The organism is Chryseobacterium sp. Mn2064 (genome assembly GCF_049319685.1).
Lineage (GTDB): Bacteria > Bacteroidota > Bacteroidia > Flavobacteriales > Weeksellaceae > Chryseobacterium.
Genome location: NZ_JBMOUE010000001.1, coordinates 832,821 through 852,210 on the forward strand (window position 1 = coordinate 832,821; position 19,390 = coordinate 852,210).

At 36.9% G+C, this 19,390-nt stretch carries 12 protein-coding genes; 6 read left to right on the forward strand and 6 right to left on the reverse strand.

What is annotated here, in order from left to right; all coding sequences use genetic code 11:
- Positions 1-104 precede the first annotated feature (104 nt).
- Positions 105-3,044, reverse strand: a complete 2,940-nt coding sequence (locus ACL9RH_RS03640; protein WP_422691979.1) for a M16 family metallopeptidase — start codon at positions 3,042-3,044, stop codon at positions 105-107.
- A 36-nt stretch (positions 3,045-3,080) separates the two neighbouring features.
- Entirely contained in the window at positions 3,081-4,274 is a 1,194-nt protein-coding gene (locus ACL9RH_RS03645) for a pyridoxal phosphate-dependent aminotransferase (RefSeq protein WP_422691980.1), read from the reverse strand.
- A gap of 164 nt (positions 4,275-4,438) precedes the next feature.
- Here ACL9RH_RS03645 and ACL9RH_RS03650 point away from each other — a divergent pair, with 164 nt between their 5' ends.
- From ACL9RH_RS03650 to ACL9RH_RS03675, 6 genes are all read left to right on the forward strand, one after another.
- On the forward strand, positions 4,439-5,275 hold the full coding sequence (locus tag ACL9RH_RS03650) for a GLPGLI family protein (protein ID WP_422691981.1): 837 nt from the start codon (positions 4,439-4,441) through the stop codon (positions 5,273-5,275).
- Between the two features lie 97 nt (positions 5,276-5,372).
- Complete coding sequence (gene rsmG / locus ACL9RH_RS03655) at positions 5,373-6,008, forward strand: 16S rRNA (guanine(527)-N(7))-methyltransferase RsmG (RefSeq protein WP_422691982.1); 636 nt, start codon at positions 5,373-5,375, stop codon at positions 6,006-6,008.
- A 62-nt stretch (positions 6,009-6,070) separates the two neighbouring features.
- The gene (locus ACL9RH_RS03660) at positions 6,071-6,475 is read left to right on the forward strand and encodes a hypothetical protein (protein ID WP_422691983.1); all 405 of its coding nucleotides are present in this window, start codon (positions 6,071-6,073) and stop codon (positions 6,473-6,475) included.
- The gene (locus tag ACL9RH_RS03665) at positions 6,475-7,011 is read left to right on the forward strand and encodes a DUF922 domain-containing protein (RefSeq protein ID WP_422691984.1); all 537 of its coding nucleotides are present in this window, start codon (positions 6,475-6,477) and stop codon (positions 7,009-7,011) included. The genes ACL9RH_RS03660 and ACL9RH_RS03665 overlap by 1 nt, the downstream gene beginning before the upstream one ends.
- On the forward strand, positions 7,008-9,695 hold the full coding sequence (locus tag ACL9RH_RS03670; protein ID WP_422691985.1) for a PD-(D/E)XK nuclease family protein: 2,688 nt from the start codon (positions 7,008-7,010) through the stop codon (positions 9,693-9,695). Before ACL9RH_RS03665 ends, ACL9RH_RS03670 begins: the two co-directional genes overlap by 4 nt.
- Before the next feature lie 230 nt (positions 9,696-9,925).
- The gene (locus ACL9RH_RS03675; protein WP_422691986.1) at positions 9,926-12,292 is read left to right on the forward strand and encodes a patatin-like phospholipase family protein; all 2,367 of its coding nucleotides are present in this window, start codon (positions 9,926-9,928) and stop codon (positions 12,290-12,292) included.
- 84 nt (positions 12,293-12,376) lie between these two features.
- Here the strand turns inward: ACL9RH_RS03675 and ACL9RH_RS03680 are convergent, their stop codons facing one another.
- The 4 genes from ACL9RH_RS03680 to ACL9RH_RS03695 are packed head-to-tail and all read right to left on the reverse strand — an operon-like array spanning position 12,377 to position 19,079.
- A complete protein-coding gene (locus ACL9RH_RS03680; RefSeq protein ID WP_422691987.1) occupies positions 12,377-13,513 on the reverse strand; it encodes a cytochrome-c peroxidase in 1,137 nt (378 codons plus the stop codon).
- 11 nt (positions 13,514-13,524) lie between these two features.
- Entirely contained in the window at positions 13,525-15,039 is a 1,515-nt protein-coding gene (locus tag ACL9RH_RS03685; RefSeq protein ID WP_422691988.1) for a DUF6850 family outer membrane beta-barrel protein, read from the reverse strand.
- Between the two features lie 2 nt (positions 15,040-15,041).
- Positions 15,042-16,262 carry a DUF4876 domain-containing protein gene (locus ACL9RH_RS03690; RefSeq protein WP_422691989.1) on the reverse strand — a complete coding sequence of 407 codons (1,221 nt, stop codon included), beginning with the start codon at positions 16,260-16,262 and terminating at the stop codon, positions 15,042-15,044.
- 21 nt (positions 16,263-16,283) lie between these two features.
- Positions 16,284-19,079, reverse strand: coding sequence for a TonB-dependent receptor plug domain-containing protein (locus ACL9RH_RS03695; RefSeq protein ID WP_422691990.1), 2,796 nt, complete (start codon positions 19,077-19,079; stop codon positions 16,284-16,286).
- Positions 19,080-19,390: the final 311 nt, after the last annotated feature.

Genomic DNA, 19,390 nt, shown 5'->3' on the forward strand with positions numbered 1-19,390 from the left:
GAAGTTTTGTCTATCGAACAAATGAATTTCGATAAATAAAATCTATAATTGTTTTTGATGTGTATTGCATAAAAAAGCCCTGATTTCAGGGCTTTTTCTTTATTTTAATATCCAAATATTTCGGTAAGATTAAGTTTTTTAATCTCGCCTAATTTCTGCATATCAGCTTCATTTACTTTGTCTTGTGCTGCAACAACACAATACGTATAATTTTTGTTTTTCATCTCCTTATCGTGGAATGAATTGATGTCTGCAAAAGACAACTTAGGAGCCTGTTCGTAAACATTCTTTCTTATGTCGGAATTGTTACCAAGTCTTTGTGCTTTCAGGTAAGAGAAAATAATTCCGTCCTGAGTAATTCTTTCAGACGCAATCGATTTTTTTAATCCGCTTTTGGCTGTTTCAAATAATTGTTCAGACTTTGGAAGAGTGGTTAGAAGTTCATTCATAGCCGTAGTCGACTCGTTGAATTTGTCTGCCTGTGTTCCTACATAAGCCATTACCATATCTTTATCTGCCTTCTTGTTCGGAAGCGCAAAGTAAGAATAAGTAGAGTAGGCCAATGCTTTAGATTCTCTGATAGTCTGGAAAACAATAGATCCCATTCCGCCTCCAAAATAATTGTTGAATAAACTTACAGTTGGTGTAATGGTTGGGTTATACTGGTCTGAATTTCTTACCCAGAAAATCTCAGCCTGTACCATATCATAATGAGCAAAAAGAACTTTGTTTTTATCCGTTGGAATCTGAGTGAACGTTTTTGTCTTAGGGAGTTCTTTCAGGGTTGCAGGAAGCTTGTGAACTGGTTGTAATGAGGCAACCAGTTCATTTCCTGATTTCGGTCCGTAATACAATACTTTATGCTTGAAATTGAACAGATCACGAAGTATGCTGATAAGGTCTTCTGCTTTTAAAGCATCAAGCTCAGCATCGCTCAATACATTGTTGAAAGGGTTTTGAGTTCCATATTGTGCATAACTTCTCAACCCGGCCATAATGGACGCTTTGTTCTGCTTAGCGTTGGCTCTTGCCTTCTTCAATCTTGCTTTGTAAGCATCCAATGCTTTCTGATCAGCCTGGCAGTTTTTGATAAGATCTTCAAACAGGGAAATGGTTTTGTCGAAATTTTCATTCAACCCTTCAAGAGATACATACGTTTCTTCATTCCCTGCACTTACATTGAAGCTTGAAGCCAGTTTGTAAAACTCTTTGCTGATGGTTTCTGAGGACTTATCCTTTGTCCCTAAATACTGAAGATATTCTGCAGCTAAAGGAAGAATTTTGTTGTTCCATTTTCCTGAATCAAAATGGTAGTACATTCTGAATAGGGCATTGTCTGTATTTTTCACAGAAAGAACCTCTACTTCACCCAGTTTGTTTTTGGCAATATCTTTATCATAATTGAGCCAAACAGGAGAGATCGCGTTCTCTGGCATTGCATCAATCTTTTTAAGGAAAGGAGACTGATCTTCTCTGTTTACGGAAACAGGAGTAATGGTTGGTTTGTCTACTTTTACAATGCTTTTGTCTTCCCCTTTTCTTTTATAAACCGCAACATAATTGTTGGTTTGAAGATATTTGGAAGCAAAATCCATAATGTCTTTTTTAGTAAGCTTGGAAATTTCTTCCACATATTCCAACATCACTCTATGATCGACTTCTGAGGTAAATTCATCCATCAGAATACCTGCTCTTGAAGAATATTTTTCGTCTTTCTGAATGATGTTTTTCTTTTCGTTGTTTACGATAGACTGTATCAGATCGTCGGAAAATTCGCCCTTTTTAAGCTTGTCAATTTCCTGTAGGAGAAGGTTTTTCACTTCATCCAGAGATTGTCCTTCGGTAGGTCTTCCCTGTAAAAGTAAAACAGAATAATCTTTTAAAGCATAAGGAAAAGCTTCTGCTCCCAATAATTTCTGTTTCTTTACAAGATCCAAATCTATTAAGCCTGCCTGTCCATTGGTAAGCATATTTCCTACAAGATTAAGCAATCTTGCATCTTTGGTAGAAGCTCCCGGGAATCTGAAACCAAGCATTACGCTTTCAGGGTTGGGTCCAACAACTTCTTTTGTTACAGGAGAAGCGATGGGTTTTTCCTGGCCTACTTTATATTCAGGAACCGGCTTTGACTTCATGTAAGAAAAAGCCTTGTCAATTTTGGCAATCACTTCATCCGGATTGAAGTCTCCTGACATGATGACCCCCATATTGTTGGGAACGTAATAGTTGTTGTAATATTCTCTGATGGCGTGTAGAGAAGGATTCTTAAGGTGTTCTATGGTTCCTATGGTAGTCTGCTTTCCGTAGTTGTTGTTAGGGAAAAGGTTAGCAAACATGCTGTCAAACACTTTATCTCCATCATCATCAAGAGTTCTGTTTTTCTCTTCATATACTGCTTCAAGCTCTGTATGGAAAAGTCTCAGCACAGGTTCTCTGAATCTTTCAGCCTGTACTGCAAGGAATTTGTCTATAACGTTCGCCGGGATATCTTCTGTGTAAACCGTCTGTTCGAAAGATGTAAAAGCGTTCGTTCCGTCTGCACCCATTCCGGCCATCATTTTGTCATACTCATTAGCAATCGCGAACTTGGCTGCTTCTCCGGAAACTCTGTCAATCTCTTTATAGATTTCTTTTCTTTTCGCTTCATCTTTGGTCTGATTATACTTCTCATAAAGAGCATCAATCTGATCCAAGAGAGGTTTCTCCTTTGCCCAATCTTTAGAACCAAACTGGTTGGTTCCTTTAAAAAGCATATGCTCCAGATAATGAGCAAGCCCTGTATGATTGGAAGGGTCCGTTTTACTTCCTGCTTTTGTAGCAATATACACCTGGATTCTCGGGTCTTTTTTTGTTGGACTTAAGATAACGGTTAAACCGTTTTTTAACGTGTAATACCTTGCGGAAGTAGGGTCGTTGGTTACATACTTGTATTGGTAACCATTAGACGTTGCTTCTTTCCATTGGAAATCCTGACCATAAGCATATCCTGCAAAACTGGCTGCAGCAATGCTGGTAGCGATCGTTAGTTTTTTTAACAAATTCATTGTTGTGTGGCTGTGTTTTATTTTTTTATGTGGTTCTTAGTTGAATTTTTCTAATAATTCTTTAATTCTCTTCATTGCTTCTTTTAAATCTTCTTCAGAAGCTGCGTAGGAAAATCTGATACATTCCGGGCTTCCGAAAGAATATCCGCCAACACAACCTACATGAGCATTCTCCAAAATAAACATAGCGAAGTCGTCAGAATTTTTAATTTCAGTTCCGTTTAATGTTTTTCCGATATAGTGAGAAATGTCCGGGAAGAAATAAAAGGCTGCTTTTGGAAGCAATACTTTAAATCCAGGAATTTCTTTGATCAAATCATATACGAGATCTCTTCTTTTCTTGAAGGCATCAATCATATATCTGTATTCAGCAGGATCTGTTTTTAACGCGGTTATGGAAGCTCTCTGTGCTACGGTGTTGGCTCCGCTGGTCATTTGTCCTTGTACTTTTTCACAGGCCTTGGCCAGCCATTCCGGACAGGCAGAATATCCGATTCTCCATCCGGTCATTGCAAAAGCTTTCGACATTCCGTTGATTACTGCCGTCTGCTCATACACTTCAGGAAACTGCGCAATAGAAGTTGTTTTTGTTTCATAATTGATGTATTCATAGATCTCATCAGAAATGATCGTTACATGAGGATATTTGGCCACTACTTTTGCGATAGATTTCAATTCATCATACGTGTAATATCCTCCAGAAGGGTTACATGGCGAGCTGAAAAGAATAGCTTTAGTTTTCTCATTGATGGCTTCTTCCAATTGTTCTGCAGTAACTTTGAAATCCGTTACATAAGAGGTAGGAAGCATAACAGAATTACCGCCCATCATTTTTACCATTTCATCGTAGCTTACCCAATAAGGAGCCGGAAGCAATACTTCATCCCCATCGTTGATAATAGCCGCCAAAACATTTAAAATAGACTGTTTTGCCCCGTTGGATACACAAATCTGCGTAGGTTTGTATTCCAGGTTATTATCTCTTTTTAATTTATAAGCGATCGCCTCACGCAGTTCCAGAAATCCCGGAACAGGAGAGTAGTGACTGTAATTTTCGTTGATAGCATCGAAAGCGGCCTGTTTAATATTGTCCGGAACATCAAAATCCGGTTCACCAAGAGTTAAGCTGATTACATCTATTCCGCTGGCTTTCATTTCTCTGGCCTTATTAGACATTACAAAAGTCTGTGAGTATCCTAATCTTTTTACTCTATCTGAAAGTTTATCCATGTATTTTTTGAATTTTAACAAATATATAATAAAAACGTTTTGCAAATGGAATAAAAATAGAGTTGAATGGAAGATTTTTGTCAGGTTTTTTAACGAGTGTAATTGCTGTGTTTCTTCTATTTAGTTTAAATAAATAAAGCTTATTTTAGCAAAAACTAAAACCTATGAAGAAGACATTGAAAGTCATTTTTTTACTATCCTTTTCTCTCTTTTCTGCTCAGAATTACCGTTTTGTATATGAATATAAAATGAAACCTGATGTTGCAAAGAAAGACTCCATTATTACAGATTATATGAATCTGGATTCCGACGGCAGAAAATCGTATTTTTATAATTCAGTAAAGTATGAAAGAGATTCCGCTTACAACGTTGATAAAAATTTTCCGGCACTTCTTACCAGTAAAAGGTATGACCGGAATCTGAATTACATCCTTGAAAAGGATCATTCAGGAAAAACAATGAATCTGTACGATAAGTTCAAAGGGATAAATCTGGTTATTGCAGACCAGGAAATGCCCATGTGGAAGGTTCAGAAAGAATTTATGAAAATTGACGGAATGAATTGTCAGAGAGCTATTACAGACTACAAAGGGCGAAAATGGGAGGCCTGGTTCAGTAAAGATTATCCGATCAGCGACGGTCCTTACAAATTCAGCGGACTTCCGGGGCTTGTGGTGAAGATCAATGATACGGAAAATAATCATGCTTTTCATCTGATCCAGGTGAAAAAGATGAAATCTATCTTTGCTCTTTTACCTAAAAACAATAAGAAAACATCGAATGCCGACTATAAGAAATTTCTATCCGGATATACCTTTACTCCAGATGATATTGAAAGCATTAATATGGATTCAAAAGCAGGAACAATGGGAATACAGCTGAAAGACGGCTACATTACACAACTCGATCTTAATGATCTTAAAAAATCCGGGAAGGGGAATACAGATGCTGAAATGGCAAGACGTCTGATGAAAACCAATAATCCTATTGAAATCAATTAACCAAAAAAGTTCTCAAGCGTTTTGTTTTGAATATAACCCCGGTTAAAATTTGAATAAAGCCAATAAAAACTTATTTTTGCAGACTATAATAATTCATATGTCTACATCGTTACTATTAAAATACTTTCCGGATCTTACAGAAACACAGTTAAGACAGTTTGAACAACTGGAAACTTTGTATAATGAATGGAATGAAAAGATCAACGTAATTTCCAGAAAAGATATGGAATCGCTGTACGAAAAGCACATTCTGCATTCTTTAGGAATTGCCAAAGTAATGGAATTTGCTCCGGGAACTAAAGTTTTGGATATTGGAACCGGAGGAGGTTTTCCGGGAATTCCTCTGGCTATTCTGTTTCCTGATACAGAATTTACTCTTATTGATTCTATCGGTAAGAAAATCAGTGTGGTAAATGCCGTAGCAGAAGGCGTTGGCCTTAAAAACGTGACGGCTATCCACGGAAGAGCAGAAAAACTGAAAGAAAAGTTCCACTTTGTAGTCAGCCGAGCGGTTACCCAGATGCCGGAATTCCTAAGATGGCTGAAAGGTAAATTTGAAAAAGAACAGTTTAACCCTAAGCACAACGGAATCTTATATCTAAAAGGCGGCGATCTTGCGGAAGAACTTGCCGGACTTAAGTGTGAGATTTTCAACCTAAAACACTATTTTGAAGGAGAGTTTTTTGATACTAAAAAAGTAGTATACGTATCAAAAGGTAATTTTAATTCGTAATTTAGCAGGAGTAAGGAATAATTTTTGCTAAATATTTGTTAATAATCACAAAATTGAAGGTTATGAAAACAATTTTAAATCTTGGATTTTCAGCATTATTGTTTGGCCTGTTTCTAACATCATGTAACGACGATGATTATGAAACGGTTGAATCTATTGGCAAAATTAAAATTGACAGTGTAAAAATCGTAAATGATACCATGAACGTTTTTGCCATTCAAAGCATCAAAACTTATTCTACTTATCCATCTCATTGTCAGGGTTTTTATGGGTATGATTATATTTATAACAATAATCTTGAAAGAACCGTTACAGCTTACAGATACGTTACAAACGGACCGTGTAAACAGGAAAGTTATACAGGTGCCAGCCAGATCAATTTCAATCCGCAAAGAAAAGGAACCTATACTTTTAAATTCTGGAATGGTGGAAATAACTGGATCACCAAAACAATTGTGGTAGAATAATGAAATTGACTTTTGTGTTGTGCTTACTCACTGCTCAAGTTATATTTGGGCAGAAAATCAATTGGAAAGAAGAAAAAAAACTGGAATGGGGTAATTTTAAAAGCCCTGTTAACAGAAAGAACAGCCCCAATGTGGCAGCTCATACCAACTGTGGTTGGGAATTTTCTGTACTAAAATCTTCCAATCCGAAATTACCGGTTACCGTCACAATAGCAACCGTTTTTAACGAAGAAAGATCCTGGAAAGACATTACGAAGATCAATGATGAGGTTCTTCTGCATGAACAGAAGCATTTCGATATTGCTGAACTTTTTGTAAGAAAATTCAGGAAATTAGTGGCTGAAAATATAAGAAATTCAGGAGATTACAATAAATACTTTAAATCTATTTATGAAGGAATTTCTAATGATTATAAAAACTTTCAGATGGCCTATGACCGTGATACCCGACATGGCATCAATAAAGAAAAACAGACAGAATACAACATTCTTATTTCTGAACAATTAGATAACCTAAAAAGCTACCAATCCCTTTGAAATTTCTCAATAAGATCATTAACGAACTTCTGGCCCAAAACTCAGATCTTTCTGCGTTTAACATCGTTCTGCCCGGAAAACGTCCTATCGTATTTATCAGGGAAATTCTTGAAGAAAAGAATTATTCGGGATTTCTACCGAATTTCTTTACGGTAGAGGAACTTATCAATACGATTTCGAATAAGCAGCCTATTCAGGGAATTCCGCTTTGGTTGTTTTCCTTTGATGTGTACAGAAGTCTGAATCTTATTCCCAGAGACGATTTTTCAGATTTTCTGAAATGGTTTCCTACTTTGCAAAAAGACTGGGATGATATTCTGAAGTTTTCAGATAGCGATCAGGCCGTTCTCCAATATATGTTTGATGAGGAAAGGATCAAAGAATGGGCGCAAAATCTGGGAGAAGATGATGATGTTCCAAGAAAGAAATTCCTTAATTTCTGGCAGAATATGAATGTTTTTCTTCCGGAACTCAAACAAAGGCTGCAGGAAAAGAATTGGGCTACTTCTGGGATGATCCATGAAACTGCTAAAGTTAAAATTTCCGACTTTGCCAAAAACACCGAAGAACATTTTGTTTTTTGTGGATTTAATGCTTTTACCCCGGTTGAAGAAAAGCTGGTCCGAAATCTTTTGCAATGGAACAAAGCTCAATGCTTTTTTCAGGCGGACCGTTATTATTTTGATGACGAAAGACAGGAAGCGGGTAAATTTCTCAGAAATCATAAAACATGGAAAGAATTTGATGATAACAGAGCTTTTCAATGGATTGAAGACGACTTTAATCAGCCCAAAAATATCAAAGTATATGAAGTCTCCGGAAACGTTACCCAAACCAAAGTTCTGCCCAAGATATTTAAAGAAATTAACAATAAAACATATTCCAATACAGCGGTAGTACTGTTGGATGAAAATCTTCTTCCGGCAAGTCTTGATGTAATGCACGAGATTGAAATTCTGAATATTACAATGGGTTTTCCGTTGAAGAATCTTTCTTTTTCCAATGCGGTAAAAAGACTTTTCTACCTGCAAAAGCAACTGGAGAAAAATAAATCTTCTTACTATTACCGGGATATTTTTCCTATTCTGGAAGAACTTCCAAAATCGGCTGAAGATGAGCAGATTATCAATGATTTTAAGACGAAAGTAGAAGAAAGAAATATTGTTTATATCTCCAAAACACTTTTAGAAGAGCTGCTAGGCGGTCTTTCTTATTTCAGTCTCCTTAAGAAAGCAGAGAGTACACAGGCATATCTGGATATGCTTATTGACTTCTGTCAGGATGTAAAATGGCTTGAAATAGATGATATCCAATATGAAAATGTATCGCACTTTGAGAATGCATTCAGAATTATCAAAAATCAGCTGACTCCCTACAATATTACGATCAAGATGGAAACCCTGGAAATTTTGATCAACCAGCATATTAACTCAGAAAGTATCGATTTTCAGGGGGAACCTTTGAGGGGGCTTCAGATTATGGGATTGCTGGAAACCCGTCTCCTGAATTTTGAGAATGTTATTATGCTTTCCGTCAACGAAGGAAAACTGCCTCTTGGAAACTCTCAGAATACTTATATTCCTTTTGATATCCGAAGATTCTTTGATCTTCATACTTTTCTTGAGAATGACAGTATTTATGCCTATCATTTCTACCGATTGATTCAGGATGCGAAAAATGTACATCTTTTGTACAACGCATTAAGTTCCGGGGTGAATACTGGGGAGAAAAGCCGCTTCGTTACCCAGATTGAAATGGAAAGCTCACATCCTATCGAACATCTGATTATTGAGAATTCTTCTGAGCCTATTACAACAAAACCGATAGAGATTTCTAAAACCCCGATTGTGCAGGAACGTCTGCAAAAATGGAAAGAGAAAGTGTCTGCTTCTCACCTTACCAGTTATCTTTATAATCCGATAGATTTCTACTTATCTAAGATTTTAAATACTTCGGAGTCGGACGAAATTGAAGAGGAATTGTCCATAAAAAACTATGGAAATTTGGTTCACTATTCACTTCAAGAAGTGTATGAAGTACTTAAGGGTAAAGTTTTAAAAGAAAGTGATTTAAAAGATTCAGTTAAAGCAGTATATCAATACATAAATATCGCCATTGAAAAGCTTAAGCATCAGCCTGAGTTCTACGAAAAAGGGATGAATTATATTCACAAAGCTATTGCGAAAAAAGTAATTGAGAATATATTGAATCATGATCTTGAATTGATACAGCAAGGGAATAAACTGGAAATTGTAGACATCGAAAGAAGGTTTGAAAACGTAGAGTTTTACCTTGAAGGAAATGATAAAATCTCCTTTTTCGGATTTATTGACAGAATTGACAAGCTGAATGGAACCCTGAGAATTATTGATTATAAAACAGCAAAGATCAAAAACCTCATTGTAAAAATAGACGGAGATAATGTAGAGGAATATTTCCATAACAGTGACAGAAAACAGGCTCTTCAGCTGTGTATATATCATTATGTGGTACAGCATCTTCCTGAATTTTGGGGCTATCCGATAGAAACCGGAATCTGGAGTTTCGCGGATGCAAAAAAAGGAATGGTTTCGCTGCAGTTCGAAAAAGGAAATATTGATGATGCGATGAAATCTGTCAAAAGTCTTATTCTTGAGATTCTGAATCCGGATATCAATTTTGTGGAAACTGTGAAAACGTATTAAATATTTTTTAATAGCAAATCATAGATTAAGTTTTGTCTTACCATAATCGTTTATATGGTTTGATTTCTTATTTTTTCGGAGGTATTTTAATGAAAATAATCATCAACTTTTAGGGAGGAGACCTTTAACGTATCTTCATGAAAACAGTCAGTTAACCCGTATATTTTTTATGTATCTTTACTCCTTAGTAAAATTTTAAAAGTTTACACGGCACAAACTAAGGACTGAACATGAAAAAAAGCCTGTTATTTTTAGCGATTATTTTTTCTCTTATTATCAAATCTCAACAAAGGAATGATTCTCTGGATCTCGCCCTTCAAAAAGTTACTAAAGATACCAAATTTGGTCTTGCTTTAAGCGGTGGAGGTGCCAAAGGCTTTGCCCACATCGGCATTCTTAAAATGATTGATTCACTGGGAATCAAAGTAGATTATATCACAGGAACCAGTATGGGGGGAATTCTGGGTGGTTTGTACGCAATGGGATACAACGCAGACCAGTTGAAACATACCATATATAAAATGGACTGGAGTAGAATTCTCAGCAATAAAATTCCCTATAATAAAGTTAATATCAGTGAGAAAGACGAGTATGATAAATATATTCTGGAGTTTCCTGTAGTGAAGGGAGTTCCAACTCTTCCCAGCTCGTATATTGAAGGGCAGTATATGGGCGAAGTTCTTAATACGCTTACATTCAACGCCAAGCATATCAACGATTTCAGCCAATTGAGAATTCCTGTAGAGCTTACATCTTCAGATATTGAAAATGGTGGTCTTGTTATGCAGAAAAAGGGATCTTTACCTTTGGCTATTCGTTCCACATTGGCAATCCCTGCAGCTTTTGCTCCCGTTTATATTGATGGGAAACTTCTTGTAGATGGTGGACTGGACCGAAATTATCCGGCCCATGAGGTGCGTGAGATGGGTGCGGATTTTGTGATTGGAGGATATACGGGCTTCAGGCTTTTCACCAAAAAGGAAATAGAGAATCCAATGAAAATGATCTACCAGACCCACGCCATCCGTTCGGTAGAAGACTTTAAGCATCAGAAAGAACTCTCTAATATTCTGGTTGACTTTGTAGACCCTTTGGGAGACATTACGACAAAGGATTTTGCACGATTCAGAAGAATCATTAAAATAGGTGAAATTGAGGCCAAAAAGCACCTCCCTGAGTTTGTGGCACTGGCAGAAACGCAACGGAAATTAGGAATTACCTACGAGCATCAGATGATAGAAGAAGTGAAACTTCCTACCACGAAATTCACTTTTAATGAAGAAGATGGTACTCCAATGACCGATTCTGCGGAGATTGAAGTGATTAAGAAACAAATGGGGCTTACAGAAGGGAAGTATTATGATGCAAAAACCGTAAATGAAGCAATAGACAGAGTATTTGGAATGCGTCAGTATATAAAAGTATACTATACCTATACGAATATTGGAGATGCTTTGGCCATGAACATTTTTGTGAAAAGAGCTAAAAAAGGAGCTTTTAAGTTGGCTCTACACTACGATACCGAGCAGTCTGTCGGAATTATTGTCAACTATACTTATCGAAATATTTTACTGAACAGATCCAGGTTTCTTGCTACGTTGGATATCTCAGAACGTTTTAAGGCAAAATTGGCTTATCAGCAGTTTTTAGACAGAAGCGAACGTCTGTGGCTGGATTTGGAAGCTAAAATGGTTCATCTTAAAAGTAATGACTTGAACTTCAGGCTTTACGATATGGGAAGTGAAGATGGCGGAGATCGTTTTCCCAACCATATGTACCGAAATATCACCGCGAAAATAGCGTTGAATTATAATGTCAGTCCCAATGCTTTTATTTCTGTGGGAACTGAGTTCAGTACAGAAAGAATGTATACGTTACTGGATAAAGTAGATCAGGCCAAAATAGATAATTACAGTAAGAAACTTTATAACCACAGCAATTTCAATACTTTTCTGAAATTTGAACAGAACAACCTGAACAAAAGATATTTCTTTACCAAAGGGAATCATCTTCAGGTGAGTACAAGGTTCTATTATGGAGACCAGTATCAGTTGTATGATCTGAATACAGTGCAGCCTCTTTTATACCCCATTTTGAACCCAAAAGACTCTTACTATTACGAGCCCAAAAACCTTGTTTCTTTTACCGTAAACGAAAATTTTGCTTACCCTGTTACAAGAAGATTGGCAGCAAAAGTGAATTTGTTTCTAGGTGCCAGTTTTGGGGCAAAAAGAGAAGATCAGGTTCCTTATTTGTTCCTGAACCAGAAATATAACTTAGGAGGAAGTGAGTACAATTATGATCTTTTAAGCCCTGAATTCAATGGTCTTCGCCAGAAAGAACTTCCTATGACTTCTGTAGCGAAAGTGGCATTCTCTCTTCAGTACAGAATTATGAAAAGGCTGTATCTTACGCCATCGTTCAGCTATGGAAAAGTGAGTGAGGAATTTTCTCCATTCAATGATAGTTTTGATATGTTTGGTTATGGAGTAAACTTGGGCTACGAGTCTCTTATAGGTCCTATCAGTATTAATGTTTCCCGAAACAGCCAGCTTGATTTCTCAAGAATTTATTTAAGTATCGGCTTTAAGTTTTAAGAGAATAATGATATAAATTTTTAAGCCCCATTATTTAAACTGATTATTTAAATAATGGGGCTTAATAGTAATTATACCAATTGATTATTTTCTAGGTATTTCTGGTCTGGGCATTTTATAATAACTCCCCGACATACTTTTTAAAAAGGCTACGATGGCATCTATTTCCTGTTCGTTCAGCTTTAAAGGCTTCATGTGCTGATCAGTAACAGGGAAGTTCGGATCTGCCTTCTTTTCTTCAGCAGTAGGATTAATCATCTGCATTCCGCTGTTGTAGAGACTTACAATCCCGTGCAGATCATCCATCAGGCCATTGTGCATCCATGGAGCGGTATAATTAAGATCCCTTAAAGAAGGTGTTTTGAATTTTCCCACATCCTCTGCTTTTCCTGTAATAAGATATAAACCAAGATCTTCATACTCCCTTTTGTAGTAGGTCAAGCCTATATTGTGAAAAGATTCATCTGTAAGGTTTTTTCCGTAGTGGCACTTCATGCATCTCGCTTTGGTACGGAACAAATGCATTCCGTAGATTTCTTGATCAGTCATTGCTTTATGGTCTCCTTTGATGAACTTATCCAGCTTGCTGGGCTGGCTTCTTATCGTTTTCTGAAAAGTTGCTAATGCATGAGCAATCTTGTCAAATGTAATCTGATCACTTTGATAAACTTCTTTAAATAGTTTTTTATATTCCTTATACTTAGATAATTTTCCGGCAAGTTTTTCCGGTTTCATATTCATTTCATTATGGGCAGAAATAGGCCCAATAAGCTGCTGTTCCAATGTGTTTGCTCTTCCGTCCCAGAAATAAGATTTCCTGTCCGCAATATTGAAAAGAGATTGAGTATTCCTTTTTCCCTGTAAATGATCATGTCCCAGTGCGACTTCCTGTCCGTCTGCCCATCCCAATTCAGGATTATGACAGCTGCTGCAGGAAACCTGACTGGAAGAAGATAGTTTAGGATCAAAAAACAGTTTTTTACCTAGCATTACTTCAGGAGCGTCCTGAATATCATAATAATTGGAATCCCATTCTATGGCTTCAAATTCCTTCCAGTTGACACTTTCGTCTATAGAAGGTTTGGGCCAATATTGTACAGGTTTTTTGTATTGTTCTGCAACCTCACCATAATCTGTTTTGTACTTTTGAAAGGTATGTTGCATACAGAAGACTGAAATTCCTCCTACAAACAGAATTAATTTAAGATCTGAAAATTTCATAATATCCGTGTTTAAAAAATACTTCCTATGCTGGCTGCAAATACTGTATTGCTGCCGTTTTGAAAATGAGTATACATCATTTTACCTGCTACAAATACGTTCTTTACCATAGGGACACTGAAATGAAACTGAACGTCCAGTTTTGCCTGCCAAAAATCCGAAGAAAGGAAAGCGTAATTTTCCTGAAGCATCTCATTGATTGCCGGTTTTCCTGAAATATTGAAAAGGCGGTCTTTCTGGTATACATTCGTTGCAGAAATACCCAATAAAACAGACAATGTTTGATTAGCATTGAATGTTTTTATCCATTGATAATCCGTACCATAAATAAGTTTACTTAATTCAATTTTTGATGACGGACTGCTGTATTTTTCCTTTTCCTGAAGCCAGCCGAAGAAAGGAAGAAAAGAAGATTGGGATTCTTCTTTACCCATTTTTAAAAGCCCTTTGAAGATAATATTGTTGAACTGACGTTTATACTTTTCCACACTGCCTATCTGGATGTAATTTCTGGAATTTTCATTTAGAAAGAGATTTTCTGTTCCTTTTCTTTCTGTAGAATTTCCTTCGGCCAAAATCCCCCAGACAAGTTTTCCTGAGCTGAAAAATTTCCCTGCAGAAAAAGTAAACTGCTGCTCATCAATTTTTGAAGCATTGAGATCTGAATATTCGGTCAGAAGTTTATCAAGATTAAACTTTTTGATGCCCAAATTCAGATACCAGTTTCGGTTGTCTGCTTCAAAGATCTGTAACCCTCCACCGTAAGACCAACCTTCGTAATAAGCCTGGCGAAGCTTCCCGGAAAGCAGCTCATTATAGTTTCCCAACCCATTCATATTGTAGATCATGGGATAACCCTGATTGCTTACAAAGCTCAGGTAATGCTTTTGGGTATACTTTTCAGCATCTGCATACATTCCGATTCTAAATTTCTGAAACATCAGTTTATTAGCTCCCAGGGCTAAAGAAAAGTTGGCCGTAGTATTTTTGGGTCTTGGATCGATGTCTCTGTAGCTTAAAGTGGCTTTGTAACTGGCCATTATTCCCAAAGTATAGGTATTGATCTTTTTAGAATATCCTCCCGAAAATTGGTAGGTTTCAAATTTCATATTGCCGCCCACACTGTCTGCTGCTACATAAGGGTAGATGATGTCATAATCGGCATTTTCGTTCCATATCATCTGTTTGTTTTTCCCTTGCGAATAGGAGGCATTGCCCCACACTGTGGTTTTCTCATTCAGAATTTGCAGGGTGTTGGCTTCTGCGCCCCAAAGACTTCTGCCTTTGCCTTTTTGCTGTAGTTCGTTGGGAGTATTGCTGTTTTCGGTGAATACATTGAAAGTGGTCATGTTGTATTTTCTTGCTCCCAACTGGCTGGCTGGGTTGATGGTGATACTGTTTTTCAGGATCCTTTCATAGCTGTATCGCTCCCGTATTTTTCCCGTAACCGAGTCATTGATCTGCCCCTGGATGTGTATTCCGAATAATGATGAAAACAGAATAGATATGGAAAGAAAATGTCTCATTTTTAGTTAAATAAAGAAGGTTTTACCCCGTGTTCAAAGTCCAGAGTAGAGTTGTTGGTATCTTTGTAAATGTTTTTCCCTTCCAGTGTTTGTCCTATCACTTTTCTGCGTACTGCTTTTCCGAAACGGTTTTTATCGCCATCGAATGAAGTGACGGAAGTCCAGCCCATATCCAGCGAAGGAGAGGTTACCAGCCATTGGAAAGAATCCTGTACGCTTAAATTAACAGCATCTATTACCCATTCATTTGGGATTTTAACAGCCGTTCCGTCCATCGGATAAACATCTCCTCCGATAGTAAGATTGTAGGTGTAAGTATAGGTGTTCTGAGCCAGCATTGTTTCATTGGTCATTCCCTGAGGCATACGTGCTAAAGCATACGCGTAATATCCTTGAGTATGAATCACCATTTTTTCGAAAACATTCATCATTTTTGGAACCGCAGGATTATCAATATCGTCAGAATCTTCTTTGAAAATTTGGAAATTGGCGTGAGAAAGGTCTATTGATAATGAGTTGAAAGGCTTATGATTGATCGCATCCTCAGCAATGATGATAGATGCTCCGGGTTGTACAGGATAAGTGGTTCCATTGCCCGGAATTCTGACAATAGCTCCTGCTGAAAAGGTAGTTCCCATAATATTAGGGCTGTATTCCTGTTTTTCGTTACTCATAAAGCTAGACTGAATCAGTAGCATTCCGTCTGCATACAATGTCTGATCTGTATTATTGGTAATTTTAAAATACTGATCACCAAAATACATTGCTCCCTGTGGTGTTTTGGTTCCTGTAAAGAATACTTCTTCAAGGATTAAATCAGTATTGCTTCCAGCTTTCAATGATAGGTTCATGGTTTTGCTGACCTCATTGCCAGTGATCACTATCCCTGTCTGTACTCCGGCAACTTTGGCTTCTATAGAACCTGTATTATCAGTATAAAGAATGTTTCCTTCTGTGATAATATGATAGGTTCCCGATGGAAGAGTAACCTGTAATGTATTGGTGTTTTTAAGTTCCTGAGTGGTGGTAAACCCGGTATTAAGCTCTTTGAAACTTACAGTAAGATGCTTATATTCTTTTACCTTTATATTTTCTGGAATTACTTTCAGTTCCAGTTTTAAAGAGGTTTGTGCTTCCGGAGCATCGTTGGAGTCCGAAGAACAGGCTGTAAAAGAAATCACAGCACACAGTACTAGCAGTGTTCTAAATAATTGTTTTAACATAATTGTATTAAATTGAAATTGTTATAAATTGAAATTGATTTCCATCCCGAAATAAGGATCGTAAGCCCCTTTTCTGTTGATAGAAAAACCGTTAACGCTATAGGGCACATAATAACTGAAAAGTCTGTTGGCAAACATGGAGACTACTATAGCTTTATTTCTGAAACTTTTGGTTACCTTCAAATTCAGATTCATTTCCATTGGTCTTCTCGAAGTATTATACAAATCCTGATTCTGAGCAATGATCAGATTCTCAAGAATGGTTCCTTTCACACTATTCGGATCGAAAGGGAAAATATTACCGTTCTGATCTACATAATGACTGGGAACCCCGTTCATAGGAAGTAATTTTCGCATAGAATACCATGAAAATTGAAAAGATGAAGAAAAAACAAGATCCAGACCTGGCAGGTAGGTATCAATCATCAGATTGGTATTTAAAACCTCATTCGTTGAGCTGGGTTCCATTCTTTCATACAATCCCAAATAAGGGTAAGGTCTTCCGTTGATGATTAAATCTCTTCCTCTATACACCGGCAGACTGTTGCCATATCGGGTTCGAAACCAGGCACCATTGACTGTAAGTCTTGTATTGATCAAGGGAATTCTGTTGGAAGAGTATTGAAATTCAATACCTTCTTTATCTATTTTGCTTCCATTTCGTTGAGTAGTGTACGTGAAATTTTCATTAACAGTCTGATAGGGAAGTGTGTTTACATCCGGAGGAGAGTTGATAGCGTTATGATCAATCCCTGAAGTATCATACTTTTTGTACTGGTAGAGAGCATATTCGTTCATCGCACGGAAAGCATTATTCATATTTTCCTTAAAAACCGTGACAGACAGTTGATGGGCTCCTACGCTGAAATCAACTCTTGCTTCAAATTTTTCGTTAGCGGCAGGTTCTATTTTCGGGTTTTGTGGGTTGTAAATCAGTGTTTTATAATTAACTCTTCTGTAACTAGGATTATTATGGAAATAATTTAGCTGTTGGATGTCTTTATAGATCAGTTCCGGATAAAGGAGGTTCAGATCCGGGAAAAGACTTTGTTTTCCGTATCCCAATGTTACTGCCAATTGTGCCTTTTTATTCATCAAATCAAATGAAGGAAGTTCCCACTGAAGGTTTGCTCTGGGATCAACGTACATTTTTCCGTGCATATTGAAATAGGAAGGTAAATTCATCATCATATTTCCTCTTATTCCTAAAGCTAGTGTAAGTTGGTGATTCCCTGTTTTAAAGGTGCTGATTGATTCTAAAAATAGAGCCGAAGTACTGTAAGCAGGAACATCTCGATAAGCACGGGGCCTGAATGTAGCTTTAGGATCTATAGGCTGGTAAATGTCGAATTGTTGACCTTGGCCCCAGTTTTTACTGAATTGCCAGTCGAATCCGGCATTGAATTCATTTTTAAAAGATTGGGCCTCCACCTGGAAATTATTCACCATTTTTACAAATACATCAAGAGGTTTTCCGTCTACGGTGTAATGGGAAATGTATCTTGGCTCGGGGTAATAACCCTCATATTCACCTTCAATTCTGGATAAAGGGAAGGCTGTTGCATTTTCCAGTTGAACGAATTTGGTTTGTTTTATTTTATCAAATCTCTGGTTAATGGTAGCCTGAATTTCCCCTGATCTGAAAAAGGAAGATTCATTTTTAGTATAACTCAAGAGATTGGAAAGACTTACCATATGATTGTTGACTTCATATGAATTCAATTCTGACAAATCTACATCAGGATCCGATTTTGAACCATCCAGAGAACCTGTATAGCTGAGGTGACTCTGCCATCTTAACGTTCCTTTATCATGTTTTTTTTCTTTAGAAATAGCGAGATTAGCTGTAATCCTTTTATAATTTTCGAGTCGGTCTCTGGGATCAGCTTTTGCGTTAAGATAATCCAGACCTGTGTTGATCTTTAAATTCTGGTCTTTATTTTCAAAACCTTTGCTTAGGGCAAAAAGTTTGCTGTAGCCATCTGCTTTAAATCGGGCTTTCCATTTTGTGTAACCTGACTTATTGGTGATTTTTACAATTCCAGAGGTTAAATTTCCATATTGCACAGAAGGTATTCCACGGAGGACTTCTACATGGTCAATCTGGTCTGTAGAAATACTTCTCATATCAACACCGCTTGTGATGTTTAGCCTTCTTTTAAGTCCGTTATTAGATTTATCCAAAAAATCATACGTATACTGAAGATTGGCCCCCGAATTCAGTGGAGCGCCATCTACTAGAAATGTAGTACCCATCGAGGATGTATTATAATCTGTACTGGGTCTTCCGGTTTCACGCAGACTTATTTTGTTGACCTGATTCATTACAGGGTCAGATGATCTTCCTCCTGGAAGCAGTTCCAACAGATCTGAAAAGCTTGATGGTTGTAAATGCTGCATCGCACGCTGACTGATGACAGACGATGAGGAAAGCCCTTTACCTTCTTTAGCGGTAATAACGACTTCTTCAATGGGGTTGATTTTCTCTGTGAAAAGAATGGTAATAGTTTCCGATTTCATTACCGAGATCGTTTTGGAGTATCCAAGGCTTCCGTTTTTGCGGATTTCTACATGATATTTTCCCTGGGCTAATGAAGCCGTTGCAATTCCTTTTTGATTACTGGATATGATCAATTGACTTTCTTTGGAGAAGATTTTAACTTCCGCATCTTGTACAGGACTAAAATCTATATTTTTTACATCAAAAATGATGGTAAAGGACGAGCTCTGTGCGTGGGCTGTTATTGTAATGAAAAAAGTGAATAAAAGAAATAAAAAGTGAGTATAGAAAGGGTGTCGAACGTTGTTATGAATCATTTGGGTTTATTCTTTCGGCAAAATTAGGAGGCTCAGGATAAGTTTGCTAATTTTATTTAGAATAATTTAAAATAATTGATAAAAATCATTCATGACAAATTTGAAATACATAAAGATTTATAATGATGAATGGTATTTAAGTTGTTGTTTTATTATAGTTTACGTTTTTATTTTGTGCTTTTTATTGATTTTCTCATCAATCTGTTTTTTAGAGTTATTTTCTTTGGAATAGAAATATTCCGTTTATCATTCATAAAAAAGCACTCCATTGCTGAAGTGCTCAAAAATTAACTTGAAATGATATTATAGAA

What these genes read in the sequence shown, in the direction of transcription:
- ACL9RH_RS03675 (WP_422691986.1), top strand. Translation starts at nt 9,926, where the DNA reads ATGAAAAAAAGCCTGTTATTTTTAGCGATTATTTTTTCTCTTATTATC.
- ACL9RH_RS03695 (WP_422691990.1), bottom strand. Translation starts at nt 19,079, where the DNA reads ATGATTCATAACAACGTTCGACACCCTTTCTATACTCACTTTTTATTT.
- ACL9RH_RS03680 (WP_422691987.1), bottom strand. Translation starts at nt 13,513, where the DNA reads ATGAAATTTTCAGATCTTAAATTAATTCTGTTTGTAGGAGGAATTTCA.
- rsmG (WP_422691982.1), top strand. Translation starts at nt 5,373, where the DNA reads ATGTCTACATCGTTACTATTAAAATACTTTCCGGATCTTACAGAAACA.
- ACL9RH_RS03685 (WP_422691988.1), bottom strand. Translation starts at nt 15,039, where the DNA reads ATGAGACATTTTCTTTCCATATCTATTCTGTTTTCATCATTATTCGGA.
- ACL9RH_RS03690 (WP_422691989.1), bottom strand. Translation starts at nt 16,262, where the DNA reads ATGTTAAAACAATTATTTAGAACACTGCTAGTACTGTGTGCTGTGATT.
- ACL9RH_RS03650 (WP_422691981.1), top strand. Translation starts at nt 4,439, where the DNA reads ATGAAGAAGACATTGAAAGTCATTTTTTTACTATCCTTTTCTCTCTTT.
- ACL9RH_RS03640 (WP_422691979.1), bottom strand. Translation starts at nt 3,044, where the DNA reads ATGAATTTGTTAAAAAAACTAACGATCGCTACCAGCATTGCTGCAGCC.
- ACL9RH_RS03665 (WP_422691984.1), top strand. Translation starts at nt 6,475, where the DNA reads ATGAAATTGACTTTTGTGTTGTGCTTACTCACTGCTCAAGTTATATTT.
- ACL9RH_RS03660 (WP_422691983.1), top strand. Translation starts at nt 6,071, where the DNA reads ATGAAAACAATTTTAAATCTTGGATTTTCAGCATTATTGTTTGGCCTG.
- ACL9RH_RS03645 (WP_422691980.1), bottom strand. Translation starts at nt 4,274, where the DNA reads ATGGATAAACTTTCAGATAGAGTAAAAAGATTAGGATACTCACAGACT.